Origin of the sequence: Streptomyces plumbidurans (assembly GCF_019857225.1) — a bacterium.
Classification (GTDB): Bacteria; Actinomycetota; Actinomycetes; order Streptomycetales; family Streptomycetaceae; genus Streptomyces; species Streptomyces plumbidurans.
The window spans coordinates 39,569-62,668 of record NZ_JAFJSY010000070.1 but is presented as its reverse complement, the minus strand read 5'-3'; the positions used below and the strand labels follow the sequence as shown (position 1 = coordinate 62,668).

Genomic DNA, 23,100 nt, shown 5'->3' with positions numbered 1-23,100 from the left:
GGCCGGACGTGCGCGCGCCGGCCGTGCCGGCACCGGGGGCGCAGGCGCTGTCGGCGGTCGCCGCGGGGGTGCCGGCCGCGCTGCCCGACCTGGCGACGCTGATCGACGAGCGCGAGGCCCTGGTGCGCACGCATCCGAAGGACGCCCGCGCGTGGGCGGTCCTCGGGGCGGCCTACGTCGAGCAGGGGCGGCGCACCGAGGACGTCACCAACTATCCGCGGGCCGAGAAGGCCCTGCGCACCTCGCTGACGGTGCGGCCCAAGGGCAACGCGGAGGCGCTCGACGGCATGGCGGCGCTGGCCGGTGCCCGGCGCGACTTCCGGGCGGCGCGGACCTGGGGCGAGGCGGCGCTGAAGGCCGAGCCCAAGCGGTGGACGACGTATCCGCTGCTGATCGACGCCTACACCGGGCTCGGCGACTACAAGTCGGCCAAGCGGACGCTGGACCTGCTGCTGGAGCTGCGCTCCGGGGCGGCCGTGCAGGCGTGGGCCGCGGCCGTCTACCGCGACCGGGGCTGGCGCGAGGACGCGGCGGCCGCCCTGTCCGACGCGGCGGCCGGTGCCTCCCAGCCGGCCGAGCAGGCGGCGTATCTGGAGCGGGCCGGGCAGCTGGCGTTCGAGCGCGGGGACCTGGACGAGGCGCTGCGGCGCTTCGAGGCGGCGGTGCGGCTCGACCCCGACCAGCGAGCCGCGCAGGCCGGGCAGGGACGGACGCTGGCCGCGCTGGGCCGCACGACGGAGGCGCTGAACGCCTACCGGGTGGCGCTCGGCAAGCGGCCGTGCCCCCAATACGCCCTGGAACTGGGCGAGTTGTACGAGTCGCTGGGGCTCTCCCAGGCGGCCCGGGTGGAGTACGACCAGGTGCGCGCCCAGGTGGCGGACGAGACGGCGGGCGGGGTGGACGGCGAGCTGGTGCTCGGCACCATGGAGGCGGACCACGGGGATCCGCGGGCGGCCGTGCGCCGGCTGCGCGCCGAGTGGCAGCGGCAGCCGGGGATCGCGGTGGCCGACGCGCTGGGCTGGGCGCTGCACCGCACCGGGAGCGACAAGGAGGCGCTGAAGTACGCCACGGTGGCGACGGACCACGCGCACGGCGGGGGTGTACGCAGCGCCCTGTACGCGTACCACCGGGGCATGATCGAGCTGGATGTGGACCGGGCCGGGCCCGCGCGGCGGCATCTGCAGGAGGCGCTGCGGATCAACCCGTACTTCTCGCCGCTCGCCGCGCCCCAGGCCGAGCAGGCCCTGGCCGCCCTCGGCGAACCGCCCGACGAGCCGGTGCCCACCGGCTCCCCGGACGGTGCGGACGACGAGGACGACAAGGCCTCACGGCAGCCGAGTTGAGCCGGACGGCCACCTCGGCTTCGGCCTCACAGGTTGCCGCGCTTCTCCTGCTCCCGCTCGATCGCCTCGAACAGCGCCTTGAAGTTGCCCTTGCCGAAGCCCATCGAGCCGTGGCGTTCGATGATCTCGAAGAAGACGGTCGGGCGGTCCTGGACCGGCTTGGTGAAGATCTGCAGCAGATAGCCGTCCTCGTCGCGGTCGGCCAGGATCTTCAGCTCGCGCAGGGTGTCCACGGGCACGCGGGTGTCGCCGACCCACTCGCCGAGGGTGTCGTAGTAGGAGTCCGGGGTGTTGAGGAACTCGACGCCCGCCGCCCGCATCGTCCGTACCGTCTGCACGATGTCGTTCGTGTTGAGCGCGATGTGCTGCACGCCCGCGCCGCCGTAGAACTCCAGGTACTCGTCGATCTGGGACTTCTTCTTGGCGACGGCGGGCTCGTTGATCGGGAACTTCACCTTGAGCGTGCCGTCGGCCACCACCTTCGACATCAGCGCGCTGTACTCGGTCGCGATGTCGTCGCCCACGAACTCCTTCATGTTCGTGAAGCCCATGACCTTGTTGTAGAAGGCGACCCACTCGTTCATCTTCCCGAGCTCGACATTGCCGACGCAGTGGTCGACGGCCTGGAAGGTGCGGTGGGCGGGCGGCTGGACGATCGGCGCCGCGGCGACGAAGCCGGGGAGGTAGGGGCCGTCGTAGCCGGAGCGGTCGACGAGGGTGTGGCGGGTCTCGCCGTAGGTGGCGATCGCGGCGAGGACGACGGTGCCGTGCTCGTCCTTCACCTCGTACGGCTCGGCCACCGAGCGGGCGCCGTGCTCGACGGCGTAGGCGTACGCGGCGCGGGCGTCCGGCACCTCGATGGCGAGGTCGACGACGCCGTCGCCGTGCTCGGCCACATGCTGGGCGAGGAAGTGGCCCCAGGTGGTGGCGGGCTTGATGACGGAGGTGAAGACGAAGCGCGCCGAGCCGTTCTCCAGCACATAGCTCGCGGTCTCGCGGCTGCCGTTCTCCGGTCCGGAGTAGGCGACCAGCTGCATGCCGAAGGCGCTGGAGTAGTAGTGCGCCGCCTGCTTGGCGTTGCCCACGGCGAAGACGACCGCGTCCATTCCCTTGACCGGGAAGGGGTCGGCCTGCCGGGCGGTGTCGGGAGTGTGGTCTGTGGTCTGCGTCATAGCGGCAGCCTGGCCCTCGCACGCAAGGTGCGCAATAGTTCGCGTAATCGCTGAGCATTCTGCTCAGTGCGAGCCGGGTATTCACCGGCTTTCTGTACAGGATGACCACTGCTCGGGGAGGCTGATGTGGCGATCGACCGGCTGGACGGCCGGATCATCGTGCTGCTGGCACGGGAGCCGCGGATCGGAGTGCTGGAGATGTCCCGGCGCCTCGGGGTGGCGCGCGGGACGGTGCAGGCGCGGCTGGACCGGCTTCAGTCGAATGGAGTCATCCGCGGGTTCGGGCCGCAGGTGGACCCGGCCGCCCTCGGGTACCCCGTCACCGCCTTCGCCACGCTGCAGATCCGGCAGGGTCAAGGCCCGGACGTACGGGCCCACTTGGCGACCGTGCCCGAGGTGCTGGAGCTGCACACCACCACCGGCAGCGGGGACATGCTGTGCCGGCTGGTGGCCCGCTCCAACGCCGATCTCCAGCGGGTGATCGACCGGGTTGTCGGTTTTGATGGCATTGTCCGGGCCGCCACCGCGATCGTGATGGAGAACCCCGTTCCGCTGAGGATCATCCCCTTGGTGGAGCAGGCGGCGGAGGAACCGGAGAGGACCTAGCCGACCCTGGGGTGAGCACGCGTGAACTTCTGGGAGTATCTGAGCAACCGCCACCAGCAGCTGCTCACCGATGCCTACCAGCACGCGAGCGCCGTGTTCCAGTGCATGGTCGCGGCGACCGTGATCGGCGTACTGATCGGGATCGTCGCCTACCGCACCGAGTGGGGTGCGAGCCTCGCCACCACGGCCACCTCGACCATCCTGACCATTCCCTCGCTCGCCATGATCGGTCTGCTGATCCCGATCGTGGGCCTGGGCGTGCCGCCGACCGTGATCGCGCTGACCCTGTACGGGCTGCTGCCGATCGTGCGCAACTCCATCGTCGGGCTGCGCGGGGTCGACCCGTCCCTGGTGGACGCGGCGACGGGCATCGGCATGTCCCGGCTGATGCGGCTGGTGCGGGTCGAGCTGCCGCTGGCCTGGCCGCCGATCCTGACCGGGATCCGCGTCTCGACCCAGATGCTGATGGGCATCGCGGCCATCGCCGCCTACGCCTCCGGGCCCGGCCTCGGCAACGAGATCTTCCGCGGCATCGGCTCGCTGGGCAGCAAGAACGCGCTCAACCAGGTGCTCGCGGGCACGCTGGGCATCATCATCCTCGCCCTCCTGTTCGACGCCGCGTACGTCCTGATCGGACGGCTGACCATTTCGAGGGGGATCCGTGCCTGAGCCTTCCGCCGGTCACGCGACCACCGGCGCGACCATCGAGCTGGACGCCCTGACCAAGGTCTACCCGGGCAGCTCCGCCCCCGCCGTCGACAACGTCTCCATGGAGATCAAGGCCGGCGAGATCGTCATCTTCGTCGGCCCCTCCGGCTGCGGGAAGTCCACCACCCTGAAGATGATCAACCGGCTGATCGAGCCGACCGGCGGCCGTATCCGCATCGGCGGCGAGGACGTCACCGACATGGACCCGGTGAAGCTGCGCCGCAAGGTCGGCTACGCCATCCAGTCGGCCGGCCTCTTCCCGCACATGACGGTCGCCCAGAACATCGCCCTCGTACCGAAGATGACCGGCTGGCCCAAGGCCCGCATCAAGGCGCGGGTCGAGGAGCTGCTCGACCTCGTCGGTCTCGACCCGGGCGAGTTCCACGGGCGCTATCCGCGCCAGCTGTCGGGCGGCCAGCAGCAGCGGGTCGGCGTGGCGCGGGCGCTCTCGGCCGATCCGCCGGTGCTGCTGATGGACGAGCCGTTCGGCGCGGTCGACCCGATCACCCGCGACCACCTGCAGGACGAGCTGATCCGGCTGCAGCACGAGCTGCACAAGACCATCGTGTTCGTCACCCACGACTTCGACGAGGCGATCAAGATCGGTGACCGGATCGCCGTGCTGCGCGAGCACTCGCACATCGCCCAGTTCGACACCCCGGAGGCCATCCTCACCAACCCGGCGGACGACTTCGTGTCCGGGTTCGTGGGCGCGGGCGCCGCCCTGAAGCGGCTGAACCTCACCCGCGTACGGGACGTGGAGATCACCGACTACCCGACCGTAACCCTCGACGACCCGCTCCAGGAGATCTTCAACCGGCTGCGCGGCAGCGGCACCAACGAGATCCTGCTGCTCGACAAGCGCGGCCGCCCCTACAAATGGCTCAGACGCGGCGACCTCATGCGCGCCCGCGGCTCGCTCGCGCGGGCCGGCACCCTGGTCAGCGACACGGTGACCCGCGACGCCACCCTCCGCGACGCCCTGGAGGCGGTGCTGACCGACAACGCCGGGCGGGTCGCGGTCACCGGGCGGCGCGGCGAGTACGAGGGCGTCGTCGACATGGAGACCCTGATCAACTCCGTGCACGAGCTGCTGGAGGCCGACCGCCTCGACGCGCTGGAGCACCAGCACGAGCTGCAGGAGCTGCGCAGCGCCCAGACGCACGCCGAGCAGGAGGGCGCCGAAGGGGGTTCGAAGGCGTGAGCACCCCCGAGCTGGACGAGCGAGAGGAACAGGAGGAGGCGGCGGGCGCGGCTCCGCCGCCGTCGCCCGGGTCCCCGAAGTCCCGTATCAGCTGGCAGAAGCTGACGATCCTGCCGGCCGTGCTCGTCGCCGTCCTGCTCGCGACCTGGCTGTGGTTCCGGCAGGCCCACCTGGACTCGATCTCCGAGAACGCCCTGTCCGGCGGCCAGGTCTCCAAGGCCCTGTGGCAGCACATCAAACTGACCGTGATCTCCACGTTCTTCGTGCTGATCATCGCGATCCCGCTGGGCATCCTGCTCACCCGCAAGGCCTTCAGGAAGGCCACGCCGGTGGCGATGGCCTTCGCCAACATGGGCCAGGCGACCCCGGCGCTCGGTCTGCTCGCGCTGCTGGTGATCTGGCTCGGCACCGGCACGAGGGCCGCGCTGATCGGCATCATCATCTACGCCATCCTGCCGGTGCTGTCGAACACCATCGCCGGCCTGAAGGCGAACGACCCGACCCTGCTGGAGGCGGCCCGCGGCATCGGCATGTCCCCGCTGGGCGTGCTGGGCCGGGTCGAACTCCCGCTGGCCGTACCGCTGATCCTCGCCGGTGTCCGTACGGCCCTCGTCCTGAACGTCGGCACCGCGACGCTGGCCACCTTCGGCGGGGGCGGCGGCCTGGGCGTACTGATCACCACCGGCATCACCAACCAGCGGATGCCGGTGCTGATGCTGGGCTCGATCCTCACGGTCGTCCTCGCGCTCCTCGTGGACTGGCTGGCCTCGCTGGCCGAACTGCTGCTGCGGCCACGGGGGCTGGAGGTGGACGTATGAGACGGGCTACGGGTCTGCTGCTGGCCGCCGTCCTGGTGGCGGCGTCCGGCTGCGGTCTGCAGAGCGGCTCGCCCATGTCCGACGACGTGCGGCCCGGCACGATCGGCCGGGGCGAACCCCTCAAGGGCGCCCATCTGACCGTCACCTCCAAGGAGTTCACCGAACAGCTGATCCTCGGCGCCATCATGGGCATCGCCTTCGAGGCGGCCGGCGCCGACGTCCTGGACCGCACCGGCATCCAGGGCTCGATCGGCTCACGGGAGGCGGTCAAGTCGGGGGACGCGGACGGCGGTTACGAGTACACGGGTACGGCCTGGATCACCTACCTCGGCAACAGCAAGCCGATCGTCGACCCGCACAAGCAGTGGGAGGCCGTCCGCGACGCCGACCTGAAGAACGGCATGACCTGGCTGCCGGCCTCCAAGCTCGACAACACCTACGCGCTGGCCATGAACCAGGCCAACTACGAGAAGTACCGGACCAGAACCCTGTCCCAGGTGGCCGCGCTGGCCAAGAAGGACCCGGGGGCCGTGACCCTGTGCGTGGAGGGCGAGTTCGCCAACCGGGCGGACGGGCTGCCGGGCATGGAGAAGGCGTACGGGATGAACATCCCGGCGAAGAACGCCACGCAGATGGACACCGGGATCATCTACACCCAGGTGGCGAAGGGGAAGTGCACCTACGGCGAGGTGTTCACCACCGACGGACGCATCAAGTCGATGAAACTGGTGGTCATGGCGGACGACAAGCACTTCTTCCCCAACTACAACGTCGCACCGATGATCAACACCAAGACGCTGAAGAAGTGGCCCGCGATCGCCGGGGTCCTCGACCCGATCACCAAGAAGCTCGACAACAACGTGGCGCGGACGCTCAACGCGAAGGTCGACGTCGACGGACAGGACCCGCACCAGGTGGCGCTGGACTGGATGAAGCAGCAGGGGTTCGTGAAGTCGGGCTGAGCGGACCGGGCACGCGGGGTCGGGCGCCGCCGGGCGCCGTCAGGCACCGTCAGCAGGAGGGAACGGAACCCTTGCCGGTGTCCAGGGCGACCAGGGCGTCCACCGCGCCGTGCAGCGTCTTGACCGGGATCAGCCGCAGCCCCTTGGGCAGCTCGGACTTCGCGTCGGAGCACTCCGCCTTCGGCACCAGGAACACGGTCGCCCCGTCCCGGTGCGCGGCCTGTGTCTTCAGCGCCACACCGCCCACGGCGCCGACCGTCCCGTCGTCGTCGATGGTGCCCGTACCGGCGATCCGGCGGCCGCCCGTGAGATCACCGCCGCTGCCGTTGCCGTCCAGCTTGTCGATGATGCCGAGGGTGAACAGCAGCCCGGCGCTCGGGCCGCCGACGTCCGCGAGCCTCAGCGTGACCTTGACCTTGTCGGCGCTGAGGTGCAGATAGTCCAGCGCGGCCCGGGTCGCCGCGTCCTGCGACTCCTTCATCTGCGCGCGGTTGTGCTCCTCGATCTCCTTGGTGGAGTCGCCGCTCGGATACACCGAGTCCCGCGGCATGACGGCCCGGTCCGTGGCGAACCAGGCACTGACCACGTCGCCCAGCGACACATCGGTGTCCGGGCTGGTCGCCTCGATCGTCGTCATCCGCAGCTGCCCACTGGTCGTACGGGTCTTCGCACCCGTGATCGTGATCACCTCGGAGCCCTGGTTCTTCCCGAGCACGTTCGCCGTCATACCGGGCTGCGCCAGCGAGAACGGCAGCGGCGCGAAGACCGCCGTGGCGATCAGCGCCACAACGGGCAGAGCACAGACGGCGATGGCCTGGGGGCGTGTGAGGCGAGAGAGCACGGGATCAATCTAACGCGAGGACGCGGGGTGCCTTTCCGGGGGCGCGGGGAGTGCCTCGCCTGGGAGCGCGGGGTGCCCTTCTTGGGGGCGCGGGGAGTGCCTAACTTGGGAGCGCGGGGTGCCCTTTTTGGGGGCGCGGGGAACTGCGCGACCAGCCACGACGAACCCGCACCCGCGCACCCCCAGCAAGCACCCCCGGCTAGCGCAGAGCCTCCGCCACCTCCTTGGCCGCGTCCACGACGCGACGCCCCACCCGCTCAGGCACCGCCTCCGCCAGCATCACCACTCCGACACTCCCCTCAACCCCCGTCACCCCGAGCAACGGCGCGGCCGCCCCACTGGCGCCCGCCTCCAACTCCCCGTGGGTCAGGGTGTATCCGGGCTCCGCGACGGGCATCGTCCGCGCGGACAGAATGGCCCGGCCCGCGGCCCCCCGGTCCAGCGGATGCCGGAACCCGGCCCGGTAGGCCACGTGATAGTCCGTCCAGGTCGGCTCCACGACGGCCACGGCCAGCGCGTCCGACCCGTCCACGAGGGTGAGATGCGCGGTGGCGCCGATGTCCTCGGCGAGCGAGCGCAGGGCCGGCAACGCGGCCTCCCGCACCAGCGGATGCACTTGTCGGCCCAGTCGCAGCACGCCGAGCCCCACTCGGGCGCGGCCGCCCAAGTCCCGGCGTACCAGGGCATGTTGTTCGAGCGTGGCCAGCAACCGGTACACCACGGTCCGGTTCACGCCCAGTCGGTTGGATAGCTCGGTGACGGTCAGCCCGTGGTCGGTATCGGCCAGCAGCTTGAGGACGCGCAGTCCTCGGTCGAGCGTCTGAGAGGTCTCCGCGGTCACGACGCCCACTCCTCCAAGTGGTGAGGTCGGCGACCTTTGCGCGGCGGTGCGTCACCGAGTCCCGTCAGTGACGCGCAACAGAGGCCGCCGATCGGCCGGCGGCCCGGCCTGTACCGAGCCGCGTCGCTTCACGGCTGCGCTCCGCGGCGGCTCTGCCACGGGGCGTTTGCGTAGCCGGACAGTAGCGAAGGGGGTTCGCTCAGCGGAAGTCTCCGTCCAGAATCCGGGCACCGGTAGGGACGGGCTATGTCCGTATGTCGTGATTCGTACGGGGCGCAACAACCGGCTGCACCAGCATCCTGCGCCCCCTGGACCAGGCGTGCGCCGGGTCAGCGCATCCGGGTCGCCCACTCCTGCACCTTGGCGATGCGCTGCTTCAGCTGCCCCGCGGTGGCCTCCGCGCTCGGCGGCCCGCCGCAGGTGCGCCGCAGCTCGGTGTGGATGACTCCGTGGGGCTTGCCGCTCTGATGGACGTAGGCACTGACCATCGTGTTGAGCCGCTTGCGGAGCTCCATCATCTCCTTGTGCGAGACGACCGGGCGCCGCTCGGCGGGCATCTCCAGCAGGTCGGCCTCGGAGTCCGGTTTCTTGCGGCTGTGCGCGATCTGCCGCGCCTGCCGCTTCTGAAGCAGCAACTGCACCTGGTCGGGCTCCAGCAGCCCGGGGATGCCGAGGTAGTCCTGCTCCTCCTCGCTGCCCGGGTGGGCCTGCATGCCGAACTCGGCGCCGTCGTAGAGGACCCGGTCGAAGACCGCGTCGGACTCCAGCGCCTCGAAGGAGAACTGCTCCTGCTCGCCGGTGTCCTCGTCCTGCTCCTTGTTCGCCTCCTCCATCTCCTGCTCGGACTCGGCGTACGGGTCCTCCTCGCCCTCCTTCCTCGGCTTGTCGAGGGCGTGGTCGCGCTCGACCTCCATCTCGTTGGCGAAGGTGAGCAGGTCGGGGACGGTGGGCAGGAAGACGGACGCCGTCTCGCCGCGCCTGCGCGACCGTACGAAACGGCCGACGGCCTGCGCGAAGAAGAGCGGCGTGGAGATGGTGGTGGCGTAGACGCCGACCGCGAGGCGGGGCACGTCGACGCCCTCGGACACCATCCTGACCGCGACCATCCAGCGGTCGTTGCTCTCGCTGAAGTCGTCGATCCGCTTGGAGGCGCCGGCGTCGTCGGACAGCACGAGGGTGGCCTTGTGGCCGGTGATCTCGCGGATGAGCTTGGCGTACGCGCGGGCGGAGTCCTGATCGGAGGCGATGACGAGGGCGCCGGCGTCCGGGATGGCCTTGCGGACCTCGGTCAGCCGCTGGTCGGCGGCGCGCAGCACGCTGGGCATCCACTCGCCGCGCGCGTCGAGGGCGGTGCGCCAGGCCTGGCTGATCGCGTCCTTGGTCATCGGCTCGCCGAGCCGGGCGGCGATCTCGTCACCGGCCTTGGTGCGCCAGCGCATGTTGCCGCTGTAGGAGAGGAAGATGACGGGGCGCACGACCCCGTCGCTCAGGGCGCTGCCGTAGCCGTAGGTGTAGTCGGCGGCGGAGCGCCGGATCCCGTCGTTGCCCTCCTCGTAGACGACGAAGGGGATGGGGTTGGTGTCGGAGCGGAACGGCGTGCCGGTCAGCGCCAGCCGTCGCGTGGCGGGCTCGAAGGCCTCCAGACAGGCCTCGCCCCAGGACTTCGAGTCACCGGCGTGATGGATCTCGTCGAGGATGACGAGGGTCTTGCGCTGCTCCACGCGGTTGCGGTGCAGCATGGGCCGCACTCCCACACCGGCGTACGTGACGGCCACGCCCTGGTAGTCCTTGCCGAGGGGCCCCGCGCTGTACTCCGGGTCGAGCTTGATCCCTATCCGCGCCGCCGCTTCCGCCCACTGCTTCTTCAGATGCTCGGTCGGCGCGACCACCGTCACCTGCTGCACGACATGGTGGTGCAGCAGCCAGGAGGCGAGGGTCAGCGCGAAGGTCGTCTTCCCGGCGCCGGGTGTCGCGACCGCGAGGAAGTCACGCGGCTGCTCCTGGATGTACTTCTCCATCGCCCCCTGCTGCCAGGCACGCAGCTTGTTGGCGGTGCCCCAGGGGGCGCGGCCGGGGAAGGCGGGAGAGAGGTGGTGGGAGTGCGAGGCGGAGCTGGCGGCGGTAGTAGTCACGGTCTCCGGGGTGATGGGGTCGGGCGGCTACGGGGGGCTACGAGGTCTTACGGCTGCGGGTGTCTCGGCTACGGCTCTCTCGACTACGTATGACAACCGGGCCACCCTACCGGCGGCGCCCCGCCACAAACCTCCGCACCCGGCCGGGTCGGACGGAGGTGCGACTTACCTCACACACCTGTCGCCCGTGCCCGCAGCGCCCCCTTCATGAACGGCGTATGGCAGTCCCATTGCAGCCCCCGCCTTTCCCTTGAGCACCTTTCTCCCACCCCCGTACGGTCATCCCATCGAGCACGGAACGGCCGCCCCGGCCCTCCGGCCCGACCCGGCCGTGTGCCCGAGTGGTTCAGGGACTCGCCTGCAAAGCGAGTTACGCGGGTTCGATTCCCGCCACGGCCTCTTACCGCGAACCTCTTCCCGCGGGCCCCTTCATATCGTCCCGCTCGTCTCCTCCAAGAACGCCCGCGTCCAGTAGTGGCGGCTCGGGGCTGTTGTCGTGGTGGTGGGGTCGACGGTGGAGAGGGTGTGGAGCATCGTCAGGGCGAGGTGGTCGTGGGCGGTGGTCTTCAGGGTCCGGTCCAGGGACTTCTCGCGGTGCAGGAGCCAGAGGGTGAAGGCCAGGGTGGAGACGTCCTTGTTCAGGGGGTTCAGAGCGGCCTCGGGCTCGCTCCAGTTGAGGATCTCGCCCGTTTCGCCGTCGACGACCAGGCTGTTGCCCTCGACGAGGTGGCCGAGGCGGATCAGGTGGGAGGCCCTGCGCGGGAGCCGCGTGGGGTCGAAGCCCTCGGGGCCCTGGTAGGCGTAGTGCTCGGCGAGGGTCGGCAGGGGTACGTCCGTGTCGAGGTGCAGGAGCGTGCCGTCCTCCGGCAGGCCCGTCTCGCTCAGGAAGCGGCGGGTCGGCTCGTGGGTCAGCGTCGAGGGGAAGTCGACGTCCTCGAAGCGCCACACATTGCCGGGGCCGAACTGCCCGTCCAGCAGCCGGGAGGGCAGGTCCAGGGCGAGTCCGGACGCGGTGCCCGGGCCCGCCACGAGGGACAGGGGGCGGATCAGGGCCGCCATCCTCCAGAACGGCGGTATCTCGCCGCCCGAGCCCTCCTCGAACACCGCCAGCAGATGACGTGACGCCTCCGCCGCCGCCTTCGGGCCGAAGCGGCCGGCGTACGAGGCGAACTGGCCGCGCAGTCCCGCCAGTTCGTCCGCCGCCGTCGCGCATCGCACCAGGGTGCGCAGCGACGGGGCGAGCGGGCGGGCGTCCATCAGATCGGGCCGGTCGTGCAGGAAGTACGTCGTCGCGACCTCGCCCGTGGTGCCGTCGAGCAGCACCGACTCCCCCGCGGTGCCTAGGGGGTCGAGCAGCGCGCCTATGACCAGCTGGTCCCGCAGCCGCGCCGTCAGCAGGCCGTCGGGGTCGGCGGTGGAGTCCCCCACCGTCCGCAGGCCCTGTGCGCACAGTTCCTCGAACGTGAACAGATGGCTCTCGCCGGGCAGTCCGGGCCCGGTCAGCCAGCTGCGCGTCGGCGCGTGCGTGACGTACGGATCGAGTTGGTCCTCGGTCAGGGTGATCGCCGTCGTGGCGGCACTGGTCGTGCTCATTGCATCCCCCGCATGTGCGTCAGCGCATGTGCGTCATCACTCGTGCCTGGGCGCATGTGCCTCGGCGCACGCGCTTGCTCACGATCCCCGTACAGGGCACGGCCGTTCGCGCGTCATGGCGCCGCGCGGTCCGGGCAACCCGTCCCCACTGCCCAGAACACTACGCCTCGCCACTGACAACGCCCCTGGATCAGGGGACGCTCGGCGCACCCCCGTCCGTTCCCGCCCCGCGAGGATCACGTCCACCGTGTGCCCGGCGCAGGCAGCATGCCGCGGATATCGCACGGCCCGGCCTAGGTGAAGTACACGCCGCCGAGTACGACGGCCAGTGCCGCCACCATGAACACCAGGACCCAGATCAGCAACTTGCCGACGCTGGGCGGGGGTTCGTACTGCGGCTCCTCGGGCCCGCGCTCCGGCGCGCTCACCGTTCCGTCACCACCGCGGCCTGCGGCCTTATCGGCAGCCGGTTCACCGGGCGGCCGGTGGCTGCGCGCACCGCGGAGGCGATCGCCGCGGGCGAGGTGACCACCGGCACCGCGCTGACCGCCTTCGCGCCGAAGGGGGCGACCACGTCGCGTTCCTCGACGAGTTTGACGATCCGGATGTCCGGGGCGTCCAGGGCGGTCGGCAGGGCGTAGCCGGTCAGGTCCGGGTGGCGGATCAGCCCGCGCGCGGTGCGCAGGTTCTCCGTCAGGGCGATGCCCACGCCCTGGGTGACTCCGGCCTCGATACGGGCGGCCAGCTGGGCCGGGTTGAGCACCCGGCCGACGTCCTGGGCGAGCGCCAGCTCGACCACGCGGACCGAGCCCAGCTCGATGTCGACGTCCACCACCGCGCGGATCGCGCAGAAGGCCATGCCGACGAACGCGTCGCCCTGGCCCGCCTCGTTGAGCGGCTCCGTGGGATGGGGGCGGCACTGGGCCGTCGCCCACAGCTCCTTGCCGTCCATCGCCTCGGAGACGGTGGTCGACAGGACGCCGTCGTACGAGGTGATCTTGCCGTCGGTGATCTGCAGGAGTTCGGTCGACATGCCGAACTTGTGGGCGAGGGGCTGCAGGAGCTGGGTGCGGACCATCTTCGCCGCGCGCTCCACCGCGCCGCCCGACACCCAGGTGTGGCGGCCGCGGCAGCCCGCGCCGGCGGGCGGCTGATCGGTGTCGACGGGCGCGACGTGCACCTCGTCGATGCCCAGCGTCTCCTGGACGATCTGGCGGGCGAGGGTGGAGAACCCCTGCCCGGTCTCGACGGCCGCGCACAGCACGGTCGCGACCCCGTCCTGGACCTTGACGGTCGCCGTGGAGACCTCGTCGGCGCCCTCGGCGCCGAGCATGTGCACCATGCCCAGGCCGTAGCCCACGCCCCGGCGCACCGCGCCCGGTTCGCCCGCGCCCTCGGGGCCGCCGGGCAGCAGCCACTCGTCCTCGGGGGTGTCCTTGGGCAGGTCGGGCAGCGGGAAGTCCCGTACCGCCTGCAGCAGTTCGGCGACCGGCGCCGGGCACGTCACCGTCTGGCCGGTCGGCAGGACGTCCCCGGTGGCCAGGGCGTTGCGCAGGCGCAGCTCCGCCGGGTCGACGCCCAGCTTCTTCGCGAGTTTGTCCATCTGCGCCTCGTAGGCGGCGCAGACCTGCATCGCCCCCTCGCCGCGCACATGTCCCGAGGGCGGGTTGTTGGTGCGTACGGCCCAGCCCTCGATGAAGGCGTTCGGCACGACGTAGGGGCCGCAGGCGAAACCCACGGCGGCGGCCAGGGCCTCGGAGGAGGTGTCGGCGTAGGCGCCCGCGTCGAGCAGGATCTGCGCCTCGACCTTGACCAGCCTGCCCTCGGCGTCGGCGTGGTGGCGGTAGCGCAGCAGGGTCGGGTGCCGGTGGGTGTGCCCGAGGAAGGACTCCTCGCGCGTGGCGGTGAGTTTCACCGGGCAGCCGGTCTTCAGGGCCAGCAGGCCGAGCGGGAGCTGGAAGCCCTGGTCCTCGCGGTCGGCGGTGGCGCCGGGGACGCCGGTGACGACGATCTTGACGCGCTCGGGTTCGAGGCCGTAGCAGGCGGCGGCGGTGTCGCGGTCGGCGTGCGGGTCGGTGGAGGCCAGGTACAGCTCGACGCCGCCGTCGGGGCGGGGCACGGCGAGACCGGCCTCGGCGCCGATGGGCGCGGGGTCCTGGCGGCCGATGCGGTACTGGCCCTCGACGACGATGTCACCGGCGGCGTCCGGGTCGCCGTGGCGCAGCGGGATGTGCCGGATCAGGTTGCCGTCGGGGTGCAGCGGTTCGGCCTCGAATGCCTGCTCGGGGTCGGTGACCGGGTCGAGCACCTCGTACTCGACGATGACGGCCGCGGCGGCCATGCGCGCGGTGTCGGGGTGGTCGGCGGCGACGGCGGCGATGGGCTCGCCGTGGTGGCGTACGACCTCGGAGGCAAACACGGGCCGGTCGGCGTCGCCGCGGCCGTAGCGGGCCTCGCCCGGCACGTCCTCGTGGGTGACGACGGCGCGTACGCCGGGCATCTCGCGCGCGTGGGTGGTGTCGATGGACACGATGCGCGCGTGCGCGTGCGGGGAGCGCAGCACGGCGGCCCACAGCAGGCCCTCGGCCCACAGGTCGGCCGCGTACGGGAACGTGCCCTCGGTCTTGGCGCGCGTGTCGGCGGCCGGAAGCGAGACGCCGAGGCCGTGCGGCAGCGGTTCGGGGGCGGTTACTGGTTCCGCGGCGGTGGTCGCGGTCGCCGCTTCGTTGCTCACGCCTGGCCTCCGTCCTGGCCGTACGGCTGGTCGTGCGGTCCCGGTGCCGCCGGGGAGTGGGGCGGCTCGAACGCCGAGGGGTTGACCCCGCCGGCTCCCGGTCCCGCCTGGTGGGGGATACGCGCCTCGTCGCCGTCCTGTTCGGCGGTGTCGCCACCTGAGTGCGCGCCGCGTTCGGCGACGACCTCCTGGACGGCGTCCACGACGCCCCGGTAGCCGGAGCAGCGGCAGAGGTTGCCGCACAGGGCCTGGCGGGTCTCCAGGCGGGTCGGCGCCGGGTTGCCCTCCAGCAGGTCGTGCACGGTCATCGCGATGCCGGGCACGCAGAAGCCGCACTGCACCGCGCCGCACCGGGCGAGCGCGCGCTGCACGTCGGACTGCTGCCCGTCGACGGCGAGCCCCTCGACGGTACGGACCTCACTGCCCGCGGCGGTCACGGCGGGCACCAGACAGGAGGCCACGAGCCGCCCGTCCACCTGCACGTTGCACGCGCCGCACTCGCCCTGCGAGCAGCCGTCCTTGGCGCCCGCGAGGCCGAGGCGCTCGCGCAGCACGTAGAGCAGCGACTCGCCGATCCAGGCGTCCGAGACGGGGCGTTCCACGCCGTTGACGCGCAGCACGTAGGAGGCGAGGGGGTGTTCCTCGCCTGGGAACGACGAGGTCTCGCCGGCTCCGTCGGGGGCGTCGGCGCTCTCCGGAGAGGCCGAAGTCGCGGCCGCTTCGGGTGTGTTGGGGGCGTCGGGCGCGGGCGCCGCGTCGGGCGCGGGCTCCGCGAGCGGCTCCACAGGCCTCTCAGGCGCCTCCGCGGCCCCGTGGGTACCCTCGGCGCCCTCGGCCGCCGCCACGGCCTCTCCGGCCCCGTGGACGCGCTGTGAGGCGCCTTCGGCGCGCTCGGCGGCCGTCTCGCCGTAGGGGTCGGCGGCGCGCTCGGCGTAGGCGTCGGTGGCGGGTCGGCGGGTGGCGTCCTGCGCGGCTTCGGCGGCGGGCGTCCGCGCGTCCTGCCGCGCGGCTACGGACCGGTCAGGTTCCGCGGGTGCGGGGTGCTCCGGTGCGTGCTGGTCGGGGTGGGCGCCGGGGGGTGCCGAGGGCTGCCCGTACGCGTGCCCGGCACCGGCCGGCGACCCGTCGTGTTCGCGCGGCTGCCCGGCCCCGTCACCGGGTGCCGTCGGCTCCTCGGTCTGCGGCTGCCCCCAGGGCTGTCCCGCGCCCTCGGTCGCCCAGGGGGCGGCGGCGCCGCCCGGAAGCGTGGCGGGCGGGGTGCCGCCCCACTGCTGCACCAGGGACGACGTGGTGAACTCGCCCGATTCATCCGGAAGGTCGCCCCCGGCGACGGGGATCGACCACTGCCCGGTCACGTCGTGACCGCGAGCGCCCCCCTCGGTGCCGGGAGGCTCCTCGAAGTTCCACTGCTGGGTGGCCGCCGGGTTGTACGAGAACCGGTCGTCCGCCCCGTCCTGCGGCACGGCGTTCGGGTCGGGCCACCGGGCGCCCTCGGCGGGCGCCCCCCAGGTACCGCCGGCCGCCGGGTCGCCGCCCTGGGCCGGGTCCTGGTCGGCAGCTATCGGCGGCGGCACATAGCCGTGACCGGGCGCGGCGAGCGGGTCGGAGGCGGCCAGCAGGGCCTCGATGCCGCCCTCCGGGAGCTTCACGAAGGCGGTCGCGCCGTCGTCGTAGTCGCCCTGGGGCAGCGGGTCCCAGCGGCCACCGCCGCGGGGCGTGCCCTCTCCGTGCTGGTCGTCGGTCACGACAGCGCCCTCCCCAGTGCTCGTCGGGCCAGCGCGGCAACGGTGCGCCGCAGGTGCAGTACGGCGGGCGGAAGCGGCTGGACGGTGCCGTCCGCCTCGGGGACCGGATCGGGGATGCAGGCCGCGGCCACGTACTCCCCGAAGGCGGCCAGCGCCTCCGGGACGATCGTGCGGCCGTTGTCCCAGTCGATGAGCCGGGCGACCCACTGCTCGGCGTCCAGCGGCCTGAGCGGCATCGGCGCTATGGCTCCGACGGCGCACCGCACTCCGCGCCGGGCGGGGTCGAGGACCAGGGCGACGGACGCGACCGCGCGTCCGGGGCCGGTCCGGCCGGTCGCCTTCAGGAAGACCTGCGGCGCGTGCAGCAACGGCACGCGCACGAAGCCGATGAGTTCGCCGCCGCGGAGCATGTCCACACCGGCCAGCAGGTGCGACACCGGCAGCTCCCGGCGGGCTCCGCCCGGGCCCGCGATGATCAGCGTCGCCTCCAGGGCGGCCAGCACCGGCAGGGCGTCCCCGGTGGGGGCCGCCGAGGCGATGTTGCCGCCCAGGGTGCCCGCGTTGCGGATCTGTGGCGGGCCCGCCGCGCGCGCGGCGGCGGCGAGCGCCGGGATCAGCGCGGCGAAGTCGGGGCGGCCCATGCGCGCGTGCGTGAGCCCGGCGCCGAGCAGGGCGTGTCCGTCCAGGTACTGCCAGCCGCGGATCTCGCTGATCTTGCCGAGGCCGACCAGTGCGGAGGGCCTGAGCTGCCCGGAGTTGACGGCGGCCATGAGGTCGGTGCCACCGGCCACCGGTACGGCGGTGGGCACGGCGGTGAGCACCGCCACGGCCTCGTCCAGCGTCGTGGGCAGCGTGACGGCCTGCGCCGCCTGCGGTGCGTGCGTGGTCAAACCGGCTGCCCCTTCCCGCTGCCCCACCTGGTCCCACCTGTGTTGCCGTACGGTACGTGCTGACAGGGCGGACGTGGCAACTCTGGCACATCTTCGCAGGGCTCGAAGACAGGGGTCCGCTAGGAGGCATTCGCCCGCCTCACCAGGGAGATGGTCCGTTTTCGCACAGCATCACCGATGAGCACTGATTGGCACTCTTCGGTGATGCTTACGACATTTTTGCCGTGTCTGTTCGGTGCTTGCGCTATCTGTTCGGGGGTGCTCCCTCGATGGGCCGCCCGAGCACTCCGGGGCGCTGCTGCCAGGGCAGGGGCCCGGTCGGCGGCCGGTATCCCACCCCCAGGGCGTCAAGTCGCCGGTAGTGGACGGCCATCCGCTCCTCGAAGCCGGCGAAGTCTCGCCCCCCCGGGGCGGGCAGAGAGCTCCAGGCCACCTCGGCGAAGGCCGAAAGCCGCGGATAGGACTGGTAGTCCACGCGTTCCTGGCTCTCCATCACCTCGGTCCACACATTGGCCTGGGTGCCCAGCACATGCCGGGCCTCGGCCTCGGTGAGCTGCTGCGGCACCGGCTCGAAGCGGTAGACGTCCTCCAGGGTGCGTACGTAGCCGATCGGCACCGGCTCGTCCTCGCCCGGCGCCTGCCGGTGGTCCAAGTACACGTACTGCTCGGGGCACATGACGACGTCGTGGCCCGCCCGGGCGGCGGCGACACCGCCCGCGTAGCCGCGCCACGAGGCGACGGCGGCGCCCTCGGCGAGTCCGCCCTCCAGGATCTCGTCCCAGCCGATGAGCCTGCGCCCGCGCGCGGTCAGCCACGTGTCGAAGTGTGCGATGAACCAAGCCTGCAACTCGTCCTCGTCCGCGAGCCCGAGCTCCTTGATACGTCCCTGCGCGGCCGTCGACTGCTTCCACTGGTCCTTGCGGCATTCGTCACCGCCGACATGAATGAACTCCGAGAACTCGCCCGCGCCCGCCGGGAACAGCTCCAGCACTTCCTCGAACACCCCCTCGTAGAACCGCAGGGTGTTGTCAGTGGGGGCGAGTACGTTGGCGGAGATGCCCCAGGTGTCGAGGACGGAGAGGGCGGTGGTGTCGATGACATCGGTGTTGCCGAGTTCGGGGTACGCGGCGATGGCGGCCTGCGAGTGTCCCGGTACGTCGATTTCGGGGACGACGGAGATATGCCGCTCGGCGGCGTAGGCGACGATCTCGCGGATGTCGTCCTGGGTGTAGAAGCCGCCGTGCGGCTTCTCGTCCCACAGCGGTGAGGCCCGGTGACCGAATTTCGTACGTGCCCGCCAGGAACCGGTCTCGGTGAGCTTCGGGTATCGCTTGATCTCGACGCGCCAGCCCTGGTCGTCCGTCAGATGAAAGTGGAAGACGTTGAGTTTGTGCGCGGCCATCAGGTCGAGCTGGCGCAGGACGCCTTCCTTGGGCATGAAGTGCCGCGCGACGTCGAGCATGAGGCCGCGCCAGCGGAAGCGGGGGGAATCCTCGATCGTGACGTGGGGCACGGTCCAGGCGCGGTCGCGGTCGAGCGGCGCCCTGCGGTAGGCGTCGGGGCCGAGGAGCTGACGGAGCGTCTGGGCGCCCCAGAAGACGCCCGCCGCGCTGCCGCCCTCGATGAGGACACCGCTCGAATCGCTGACGAGGCGGTACTCCTCGGGCCCTAGCCCGGGGTCGAGCTGCAGGCCGATGCCGCCCTCGGCGTCGTCGAGTTCGCGTCCCTCGCGCAGGGGCAACCCGGTGGCCTGTCGCAGGACGGTGCGCAGCCAGTTCCCCGCCCCCTCCGTCTCGGAGGAGGCGTAAATCTCGGAGCGCGCCGTAAGCCGCACCTCGCCGGAGCCGGCGACGACGCTGCGGGGCGCCGGAATCAGTTCGGTCACATCAGTCCTTTACCGCTCCGCCCAGCCCGGAGACCAGACGTCGCTGTACGAGTACGAAGAACACCAGCACCGGAATCGTCATCACCGTGGAGGCGGCCATGACTCCTCCCCAGTCGGGGTCGTCGGGCTTGTAGAACACCAGCAGCGCCATCGGCAGGGTCGACTGCGAAGTGTCGCTGATGATGAAGGACTTGGCGTACAGGAAGTCGTTCCATGCCGAGATGAACGAGAACACGCTGGTGGCCACGAGGCCCGGCAGGACAAGGGGGAAAAGGATCTGCCAGAGGAATCGCGCGCGGCTCGCCCCGTCGATGTAGGCGGCCTCCTCCAGCGCCTCCGGCACCGCCTTCACAAACCCCCGCAGCATCCAGATCGCGAACGGCAGCGAGAAGGCGATGTGGGGCAGGATCAGCGAGCCGAGCGTGTTCAGCAGACCGAAGTCCCGCATCTGGAAGAACAGGGGGATGGTGAGCGCCTCGACGGGCACCATCTGGGCCACCAGAAACATGATCAGCAGGGTGGTCCGGAAGCGGAAGCGGAATCGCGTCACGGCGGTCGCGGCGAGAAACGCGATCAGTGCCGAGACAAGGACCACACTGCCCGCGACCACAAGGCTGTTGACGAAATACCGGCCGAAATCCTGCTGCCCGAACACGCGCCGGAAGGAATCCAGCGAAGGGGCCGCGGTCCACGGGCGCGGATCGGTCGACTCGATCTCCCCGGCCGGCTTGAAGGCGCTCAGCACCATCCAGTAGAGGGGGAAGGCGACGACGACCGCGATCAGCAGCGCCGAGGCCTCGGCCGCCAGCCGCCACGGACGGCGCACACGTACGCCGGAAAGATTCACAGCTCCTCCCCCTGCCGGCGCAGCAGCCGCAGGTACACCAGCGTCACGGCGAGCAGGAGCAGGAGCATCACGATGCCGATCGCCGAGCCGAGGCTGTACTGCGACGACGCGAACGCCTGTTGGTAGGCGTAGACGTTCAGGACCAGGTTCTGGCCCGCGATGCCGCCGCCGTTCGTCATGACGTAGATCTGCGTGAAGACCTTGAAGTCCCAGATGACCGACTGGATGGTGACGACGGTCAGGATCGGCCGGAGCATCGGCGCGAGGACCGAGCGCCAGATGCGCCACTGCGAGGCACCGTCCAGCGCGGCGGCCTCCAGCACCTCGGACGGCACGGCCCGGATCCCGGCGTAGACGGTGACCATCACGAACGGGAAGGAGCACCACACCACTTCGAGCAGGACGAGGAGGAAGGCGCTGAGGCGCCCATACGTCCACGAGTGGTCGCCGAGCCCGAGGATCCGGTTGACCGGCCCGAAGTCGGGGTCGAAGAGGAACAGCCAGACGGTCGACCCTGTCACCGCAGGTGTCGCCCACGCGCCCAGCGCGGCCAGCATCAGCGCGAGCCGCGGCAGCGCACGCACACGCGTGAGCAGCACGGCCAGCGCACACCCGACGGCGAGCGTCGAGGCGACACACGCCGCCGCGAACAACACGGTCGCGAGCAGCACCTGCCAGAACTCACCGTCGGACAACAGCTCCCGGTAGTTCCCGAACCCCTCGAAGGTCGCCGGCTCACCCCCACTGACCTGAGCCTGCGTGTAGTGAAAGAACGAGATCAACCCGAGCTGATAGATCGGGTAGAGCAACAGCCCACCGAGGACCACGAGAGCGGGGGCGAGGTAAATCCAAGGGACCGCCGAGTTCCCCCCCAAGGGGCGCGGGGAACTGCGCGACAAGCCACGACGGACCCGCACCCGCGAGCGAACAGCACCCCCCGAACTGGCAGGCGCCGTCATCCGGCGGAGCCAAAGGCGTCGTCCATCTTCCCCGCCGCCTCCCCAGCGGCAGCGCTCACACTCTTCTTCCCGCTGATGACCTCCTGCAGCATCGTCGGCAGCACCAGCTGCGAGTCGATCTGCGACCACCCGGGCGAGGCCGGCACGAACTTGGTCCCGGCGGCGAGGGTCTGTGCGAAGGGCTTCACATACGGGTGCTCAGCGGCCACCTGGGAGCGCACGTCCGCGAACGTCGGCAGGAAGCCCATCGCCTTGAACATCTCGGCCTGAGTCTTCTTCGAGGTGAGCTGTTCCATCAGGTCGACGGCGAGCGTGCGGTGCGAGGTGCTCTTGAGCACGCCGATGTTGTTGCCGCCCGCGAAGGCGGGCGCGATCGAGCCGGACTTCACCCCAGGCAGCGGTACGACGGCGTACTTGCCCTTGACCTTCCCGGCCTCCACGGCGGTGTGGCTGAAGTCGCCGCCGATCGCCATCCCCGCCTTGCCGGCCGCGAACGCGGTGATCGTGTCGTTGCCGCCCATGCCCGCGCACTTTGCGGCGGGACAGTTGTCGTCACCGAAGAGGGACGTGTACGCTTTGATGCCCTTCTGGGCGGCCGTGGTGTCGATGGCGGAGGCGTACGAGTTGCCCTTGCCGGTGGCCAGTTCGCCGCCGTTGGCCCAGACGAAGGGCATCGCGCCGTACGTGTAGGCGCCGCCGACCACGATGCCGTACAGGTCGGGCTTCGCGGTGTGGATCTTGCGGGCGGTGGACGCCAACTCGTCCATGGTCTTGGGGGGTTGGATCCCCAGCTCCTTGAAGACGTCCGTGCGGTAGTACAGGGCGCGCACGCCGACGTAGTAGGGGGAGCCGTACACCTTGCCGTCGACGGTGACCGACGTCTTCGCGGTGGGGTCGGTGTCCTTGGACTCGTTCCAGGCGCCGAACTCCTTGGTGACGTCGAGGAGTCCGCCGTCCTTCACATAGCCGGCCGTGTCGGTGTTGCCGAACTCCATCACGTCCGGCGCGGACTTCGGGTCGTTGAAGGCGGCCTTGACGCGTTGGGCCCTGGTCTCGACGGGGATGTACTCGACATGGACCTTGGTGCCCTTGTGCTGTTTCTCGAAGGCGGTCACCACGGAGTCGACGGCCTTCTCCTTAGGCTTGTTGCCGACCTCCTGGAAGAGCCAGACCCGCAGGGTGCCGCTCTTGTCGTCCTTCTCCGAGGAGGAGTTGGAGGAGGTCTGGGGGGCGCAGGCGGCGGTGACGGCCAGGGCCGTGAGCAGGACGGCGAGACGCGGGGACGGCTTCATCGAGTGACCCTCCGAGCAGGCGTTGCAACATATGCAATGACGGTTTCGCTCTGCACAACACCAGGGAGGCTAAGGACCACATGAACATGACCACAAGAGGTCTCAACCACTTCGTGACCGGTTGACGCATCCCCTGCAACGGCGGGCAGCACAAAGGCCCTCGAAGCACGTCAAAACGCACTCCGAGGGCCTCACGGCTCTCGGGCGGGAGCGGGCCGGACTACTTGTCGCCGTCCTTGTCGTCGCCGCCGGCGCCCATGGAGTCGTAGATCTCCTTGCACATGGGACACACGGGGTACTTCTTCGGATCGCGGCCGGGCACCCACACCTTGCCGCACAGCGCCACGACGGGGGTGCCGTCGAGGGCGCTCGCCATGATCTTGTCCTTCTGGACGTAGTGGGCGAAGCGCTCGTGGTCGCCGTCGCCGTGGGACACCTGTGGCGTCGGCTCTACGAGGGTCCCCGTACCAGTCCCGCGCTCGGGCTCAAGAGTGCTCATAAATGCCAAGGGTACTGAAGGTCACACGG

20 protein-coding genes and 1 tRNA gene are annotated in these 23,100 nt (G+C 70.9%); 7 read left to right on the top strand and 14 right to left on the bottom strand.

Going from position 1 to position 23,100, the window contains the following annotated elements; all coding sequences use genetic code 11:
* A partial coding sequence (locus JYK17_RS32020; RefSeq protein ID WP_222811736.1) for a tetratricopeptide repeat protein occupies positions 1–1,343 on the top strand: 1,343 nt, incomplete at its 5' end.
* A gap of 26 nt (positions 1,344–1,369) precedes the next feature.
* Here the strand turns inward: JYK17_RS32020 and hppD are convergent.
* Positions 1,370–2,515 carry a 4-hydroxyphenylpyruvate dioxygenase gene (gene hppD, locus JYK17_RS32015; protein WP_222811735.1) on the bottom strand — a complete coding sequence of 382 codons (1,146 nt, stop codon included), beginning with the start codon at positions 2,513–2,515 and terminating at the stop codon, positions 1,370–1,372.
* 126 nt (positions 2,516–2,641) lie between these two features.
* Between hppD and JYK17_RS32010 the strand changes: the two genes are divergently transcribed.
* Genes JYK17_RS32010 through JYK17_RS31990 form a run of 5 tightly spaced genes read left to right on the top strand, consistent with a single transcriptional unit; the run spans position 2,642 to position 6,813 of the window.
* Positions 2,642–3,121, top strand: a complete 480-nt coding sequence (locus JYK17_RS32010; RefSeq protein ID WP_016438078.1) for an Lrp/AsnC family transcriptional regulator — start codon at positions 2,642–2,644, stop codon at positions 3,119–3,121.
* A gap of 21 nt (positions 3,122–3,142) precedes the next feature.
* Positions 3,143–3,790 carry an ABC transporter permease gene (locus JYK17_RS32005; protein ID WP_016438079.1) on the top strand — a complete coding sequence of 216 codons (648 nt, stop codon included), beginning with the start codon at positions 3,143–3,145 and terminating at the stop codon, positions 3,788–3,790.
* Entirely contained in the window at positions 3,783–5,033 is a 1,251-nt protein-coding gene (locus tag JYK17_RS32000) for a betaine/proline/choline family ABC transporter ATP-binding protein (RefSeq protein WP_108013805.1), read from the top strand. The genes JYK17_RS32005 and JYK17_RS32000 overlap by 8 nt, the downstream gene beginning before the upstream one ends.
* Complete coding sequence (locus JYK17_RS31995; protein WP_108013804.1) at positions 5,030–5,851, top strand: ABC transporter permease; 822 nt, start codon at positions 5,030–5,032, stop codon at positions 5,849–5,851. The genes JYK17_RS32000 and JYK17_RS31995 overlap by 4 nt, the downstream gene beginning before the upstream one ends.
* Positions 5,848–6,813, top strand: coding sequence for a glycine betaine ABC transporter substrate-binding protein (locus tag JYK17_RS31990; protein WP_222811734.1), 966 nt, complete (start codon positions 5,848–5,850; stop codon positions 6,811–6,813). Before JYK17_RS31995 ends, JYK17_RS31990 begins: the two co-directional genes overlap by 4 nt.
* A gap of 49 nt (positions 6,814–6,862) precedes the next feature.
* On the opposite strand, the gene JYK17_RS31985 is transcribed toward JYK17_RS31990, so the two are convergent.
* From JYK17_RS31985 to JYK17_RS31975, 3 genes are all read right to left on the bottom strand, one after another.
* Positions 6,863–7,654 (bottom strand): S16 family serine protease, encoded by a 792-nt coding sequence (locus tag JYK17_RS31985; RefSeq protein ID WP_222811733.1) that lies wholly within the window; start codon positions 7,652–7,654, stop codon positions 6,863–6,865.
* Positions 7,655–7,853: 199 nt separating this feature from the next.
* A complete protein-coding gene (locus tag JYK17_RS31980) occupies positions 7,854–8,495 on the bottom strand; it encodes an IclR family transcriptional regulator (protein ID WP_108013801.1) in 642 nt (213 codons plus the stop codon).
* A 329-nt stretch (positions 8,496–8,824) separates the two neighbouring features.
* A complete protein-coding gene (locus JYK17_RS31975) occupies positions 8,825–10,627 on the bottom strand; it encodes a DEAD/DEAH box helicase (RefSeq protein ID WP_222811732.1) in 1,803 nt (600 codons plus the stop codon).
* Between the two features lie 327 nt (positions 10,628–10,954).
* Between JYK17_RS31975 and JYK17_RS31970 the strand changes: the two genes are divergently transcribed.
* A tRNA-Cys gene (locus JYK17_RS31970) sits at positions 10,955–11,026 on the top strand.
* Between the two features lie 30 nt (positions 11,027–11,056).
* Here JYK17_RS31970 and JYK17_RS31965 read toward each other — a convergent pair.
* The 10 genes from JYK17_RS31965 to JYK17_RS31925 form a co-directional block, all read right to left on the bottom strand.
* Positions 11,057–12,220: an SUKH-4 family immunity protein gene (locus tag JYK17_RS31965; protein WP_222811731.1), complete on the bottom strand. Its 1,164-nt coding sequence runs from the start codon at positions 12,218–12,220 to the stop codon at positions 11,057–11,059.
* A gap of 293 nt (positions 12,221–12,513) precedes the next feature.
* Positions 12,514–12,648: a hypothetical protein gene (locus JYK17_RS40830; protein WP_258198363.1), complete on the bottom strand. Its 135-nt coding sequence runs from the start codon at positions 12,646–12,648 to the stop codon at positions 12,514–12,516.
* Positions 12,645–14,954, bottom strand: coding sequence for a xanthine dehydrogenase family protein molybdopterin-binding subunit (locus JYK17_RS31960; protein ID WP_128802081.1), 2,310 nt, complete (start codon positions 14,952–14,954; stop codon positions 12,645–12,647). Before JYK17_RS31960 ends, JYK17_RS40830 begins: the two co-directional genes overlap by 4 nt.
* On the bottom strand, positions 14,951–16,699 hold the full coding sequence (locus JYK17_RS31955) for a 2Fe-2S iron-sulfur cluster-binding protein (RefSeq protein ID WP_222811730.1): 1,749 nt from the start codon (positions 16,697–16,699) through the stop codon (positions 14,951–14,953). The genes JYK17_RS31960 and JYK17_RS31955 overlap by 4 nt, the downstream gene beginning before the upstream one ends.
* Positions 16,696–17,589, bottom strand: a complete 894-nt coding sequence (locus tag JYK17_RS31950) for an FAD binding domain-containing protein (protein WP_108013796.1) — start codon at positions 17,587–17,589, stop codon at positions 16,696–16,698. Before JYK17_RS31950 ends, JYK17_RS31955 begins: the two co-directional genes overlap by 4 nt.
* A 244-nt stretch (positions 17,590–17,833) precedes the next feature.
* Positions 17,834–19,474, bottom strand: a complete 1,641-nt coding sequence (locus JYK17_RS31945; protein ID WP_222811729.1) for a beta-N-acetylhexosaminidase — start codon at positions 19,472–19,474, stop codon at positions 17,834–17,836.
* A gap of 1 nt (position 19,475) precedes the next feature.
* A complete protein-coding gene (locus JYK17_RS31940; protein WP_108013794.1) occupies positions 19,476–20,321 on the bottom strand; it encodes a carbohydrate ABC transporter permease in 846 nt (281 codons plus the stop codon).
* On the bottom strand, positions 20,318–21,280 hold the full coding sequence (locus JYK17_RS31935; protein ID WP_108013793.1) for a carbohydrate ABC transporter permease: 963 nt from the start codon (positions 21,278–21,280) through the stop codon (positions 20,318–20,320). Before JYK17_RS31935 ends, JYK17_RS31940 begins: the two co-directional genes overlap by 4 nt.
* A complete protein-coding gene (locus JYK17_RS31930) occupies positions 21,277–22,572 on the bottom strand; it encodes an extracellular solute-binding protein (protein ID WP_108013792.1) in 1,296 nt (431 codons plus the stop codon). The genes JYK17_RS31935 and JYK17_RS31930 overlap by 4 nt, the downstream gene beginning before the upstream one ends.
* Positions 22,573–22,792: 220 nt before the next feature.
* Positions 22,793–23,071 carry a DUF3039 domain-containing protein gene (locus tag JYK17_RS31925; protein WP_108013791.1) on the bottom strand — a complete coding sequence of 93 codons (279 nt, stop codon included), beginning with the start codon at positions 23,069–23,071 and terminating at the stop codon, positions 22,793–22,795.
* Between the last annotated feature and the right edge of the window lie 29 nt (positions 23,072–23,100).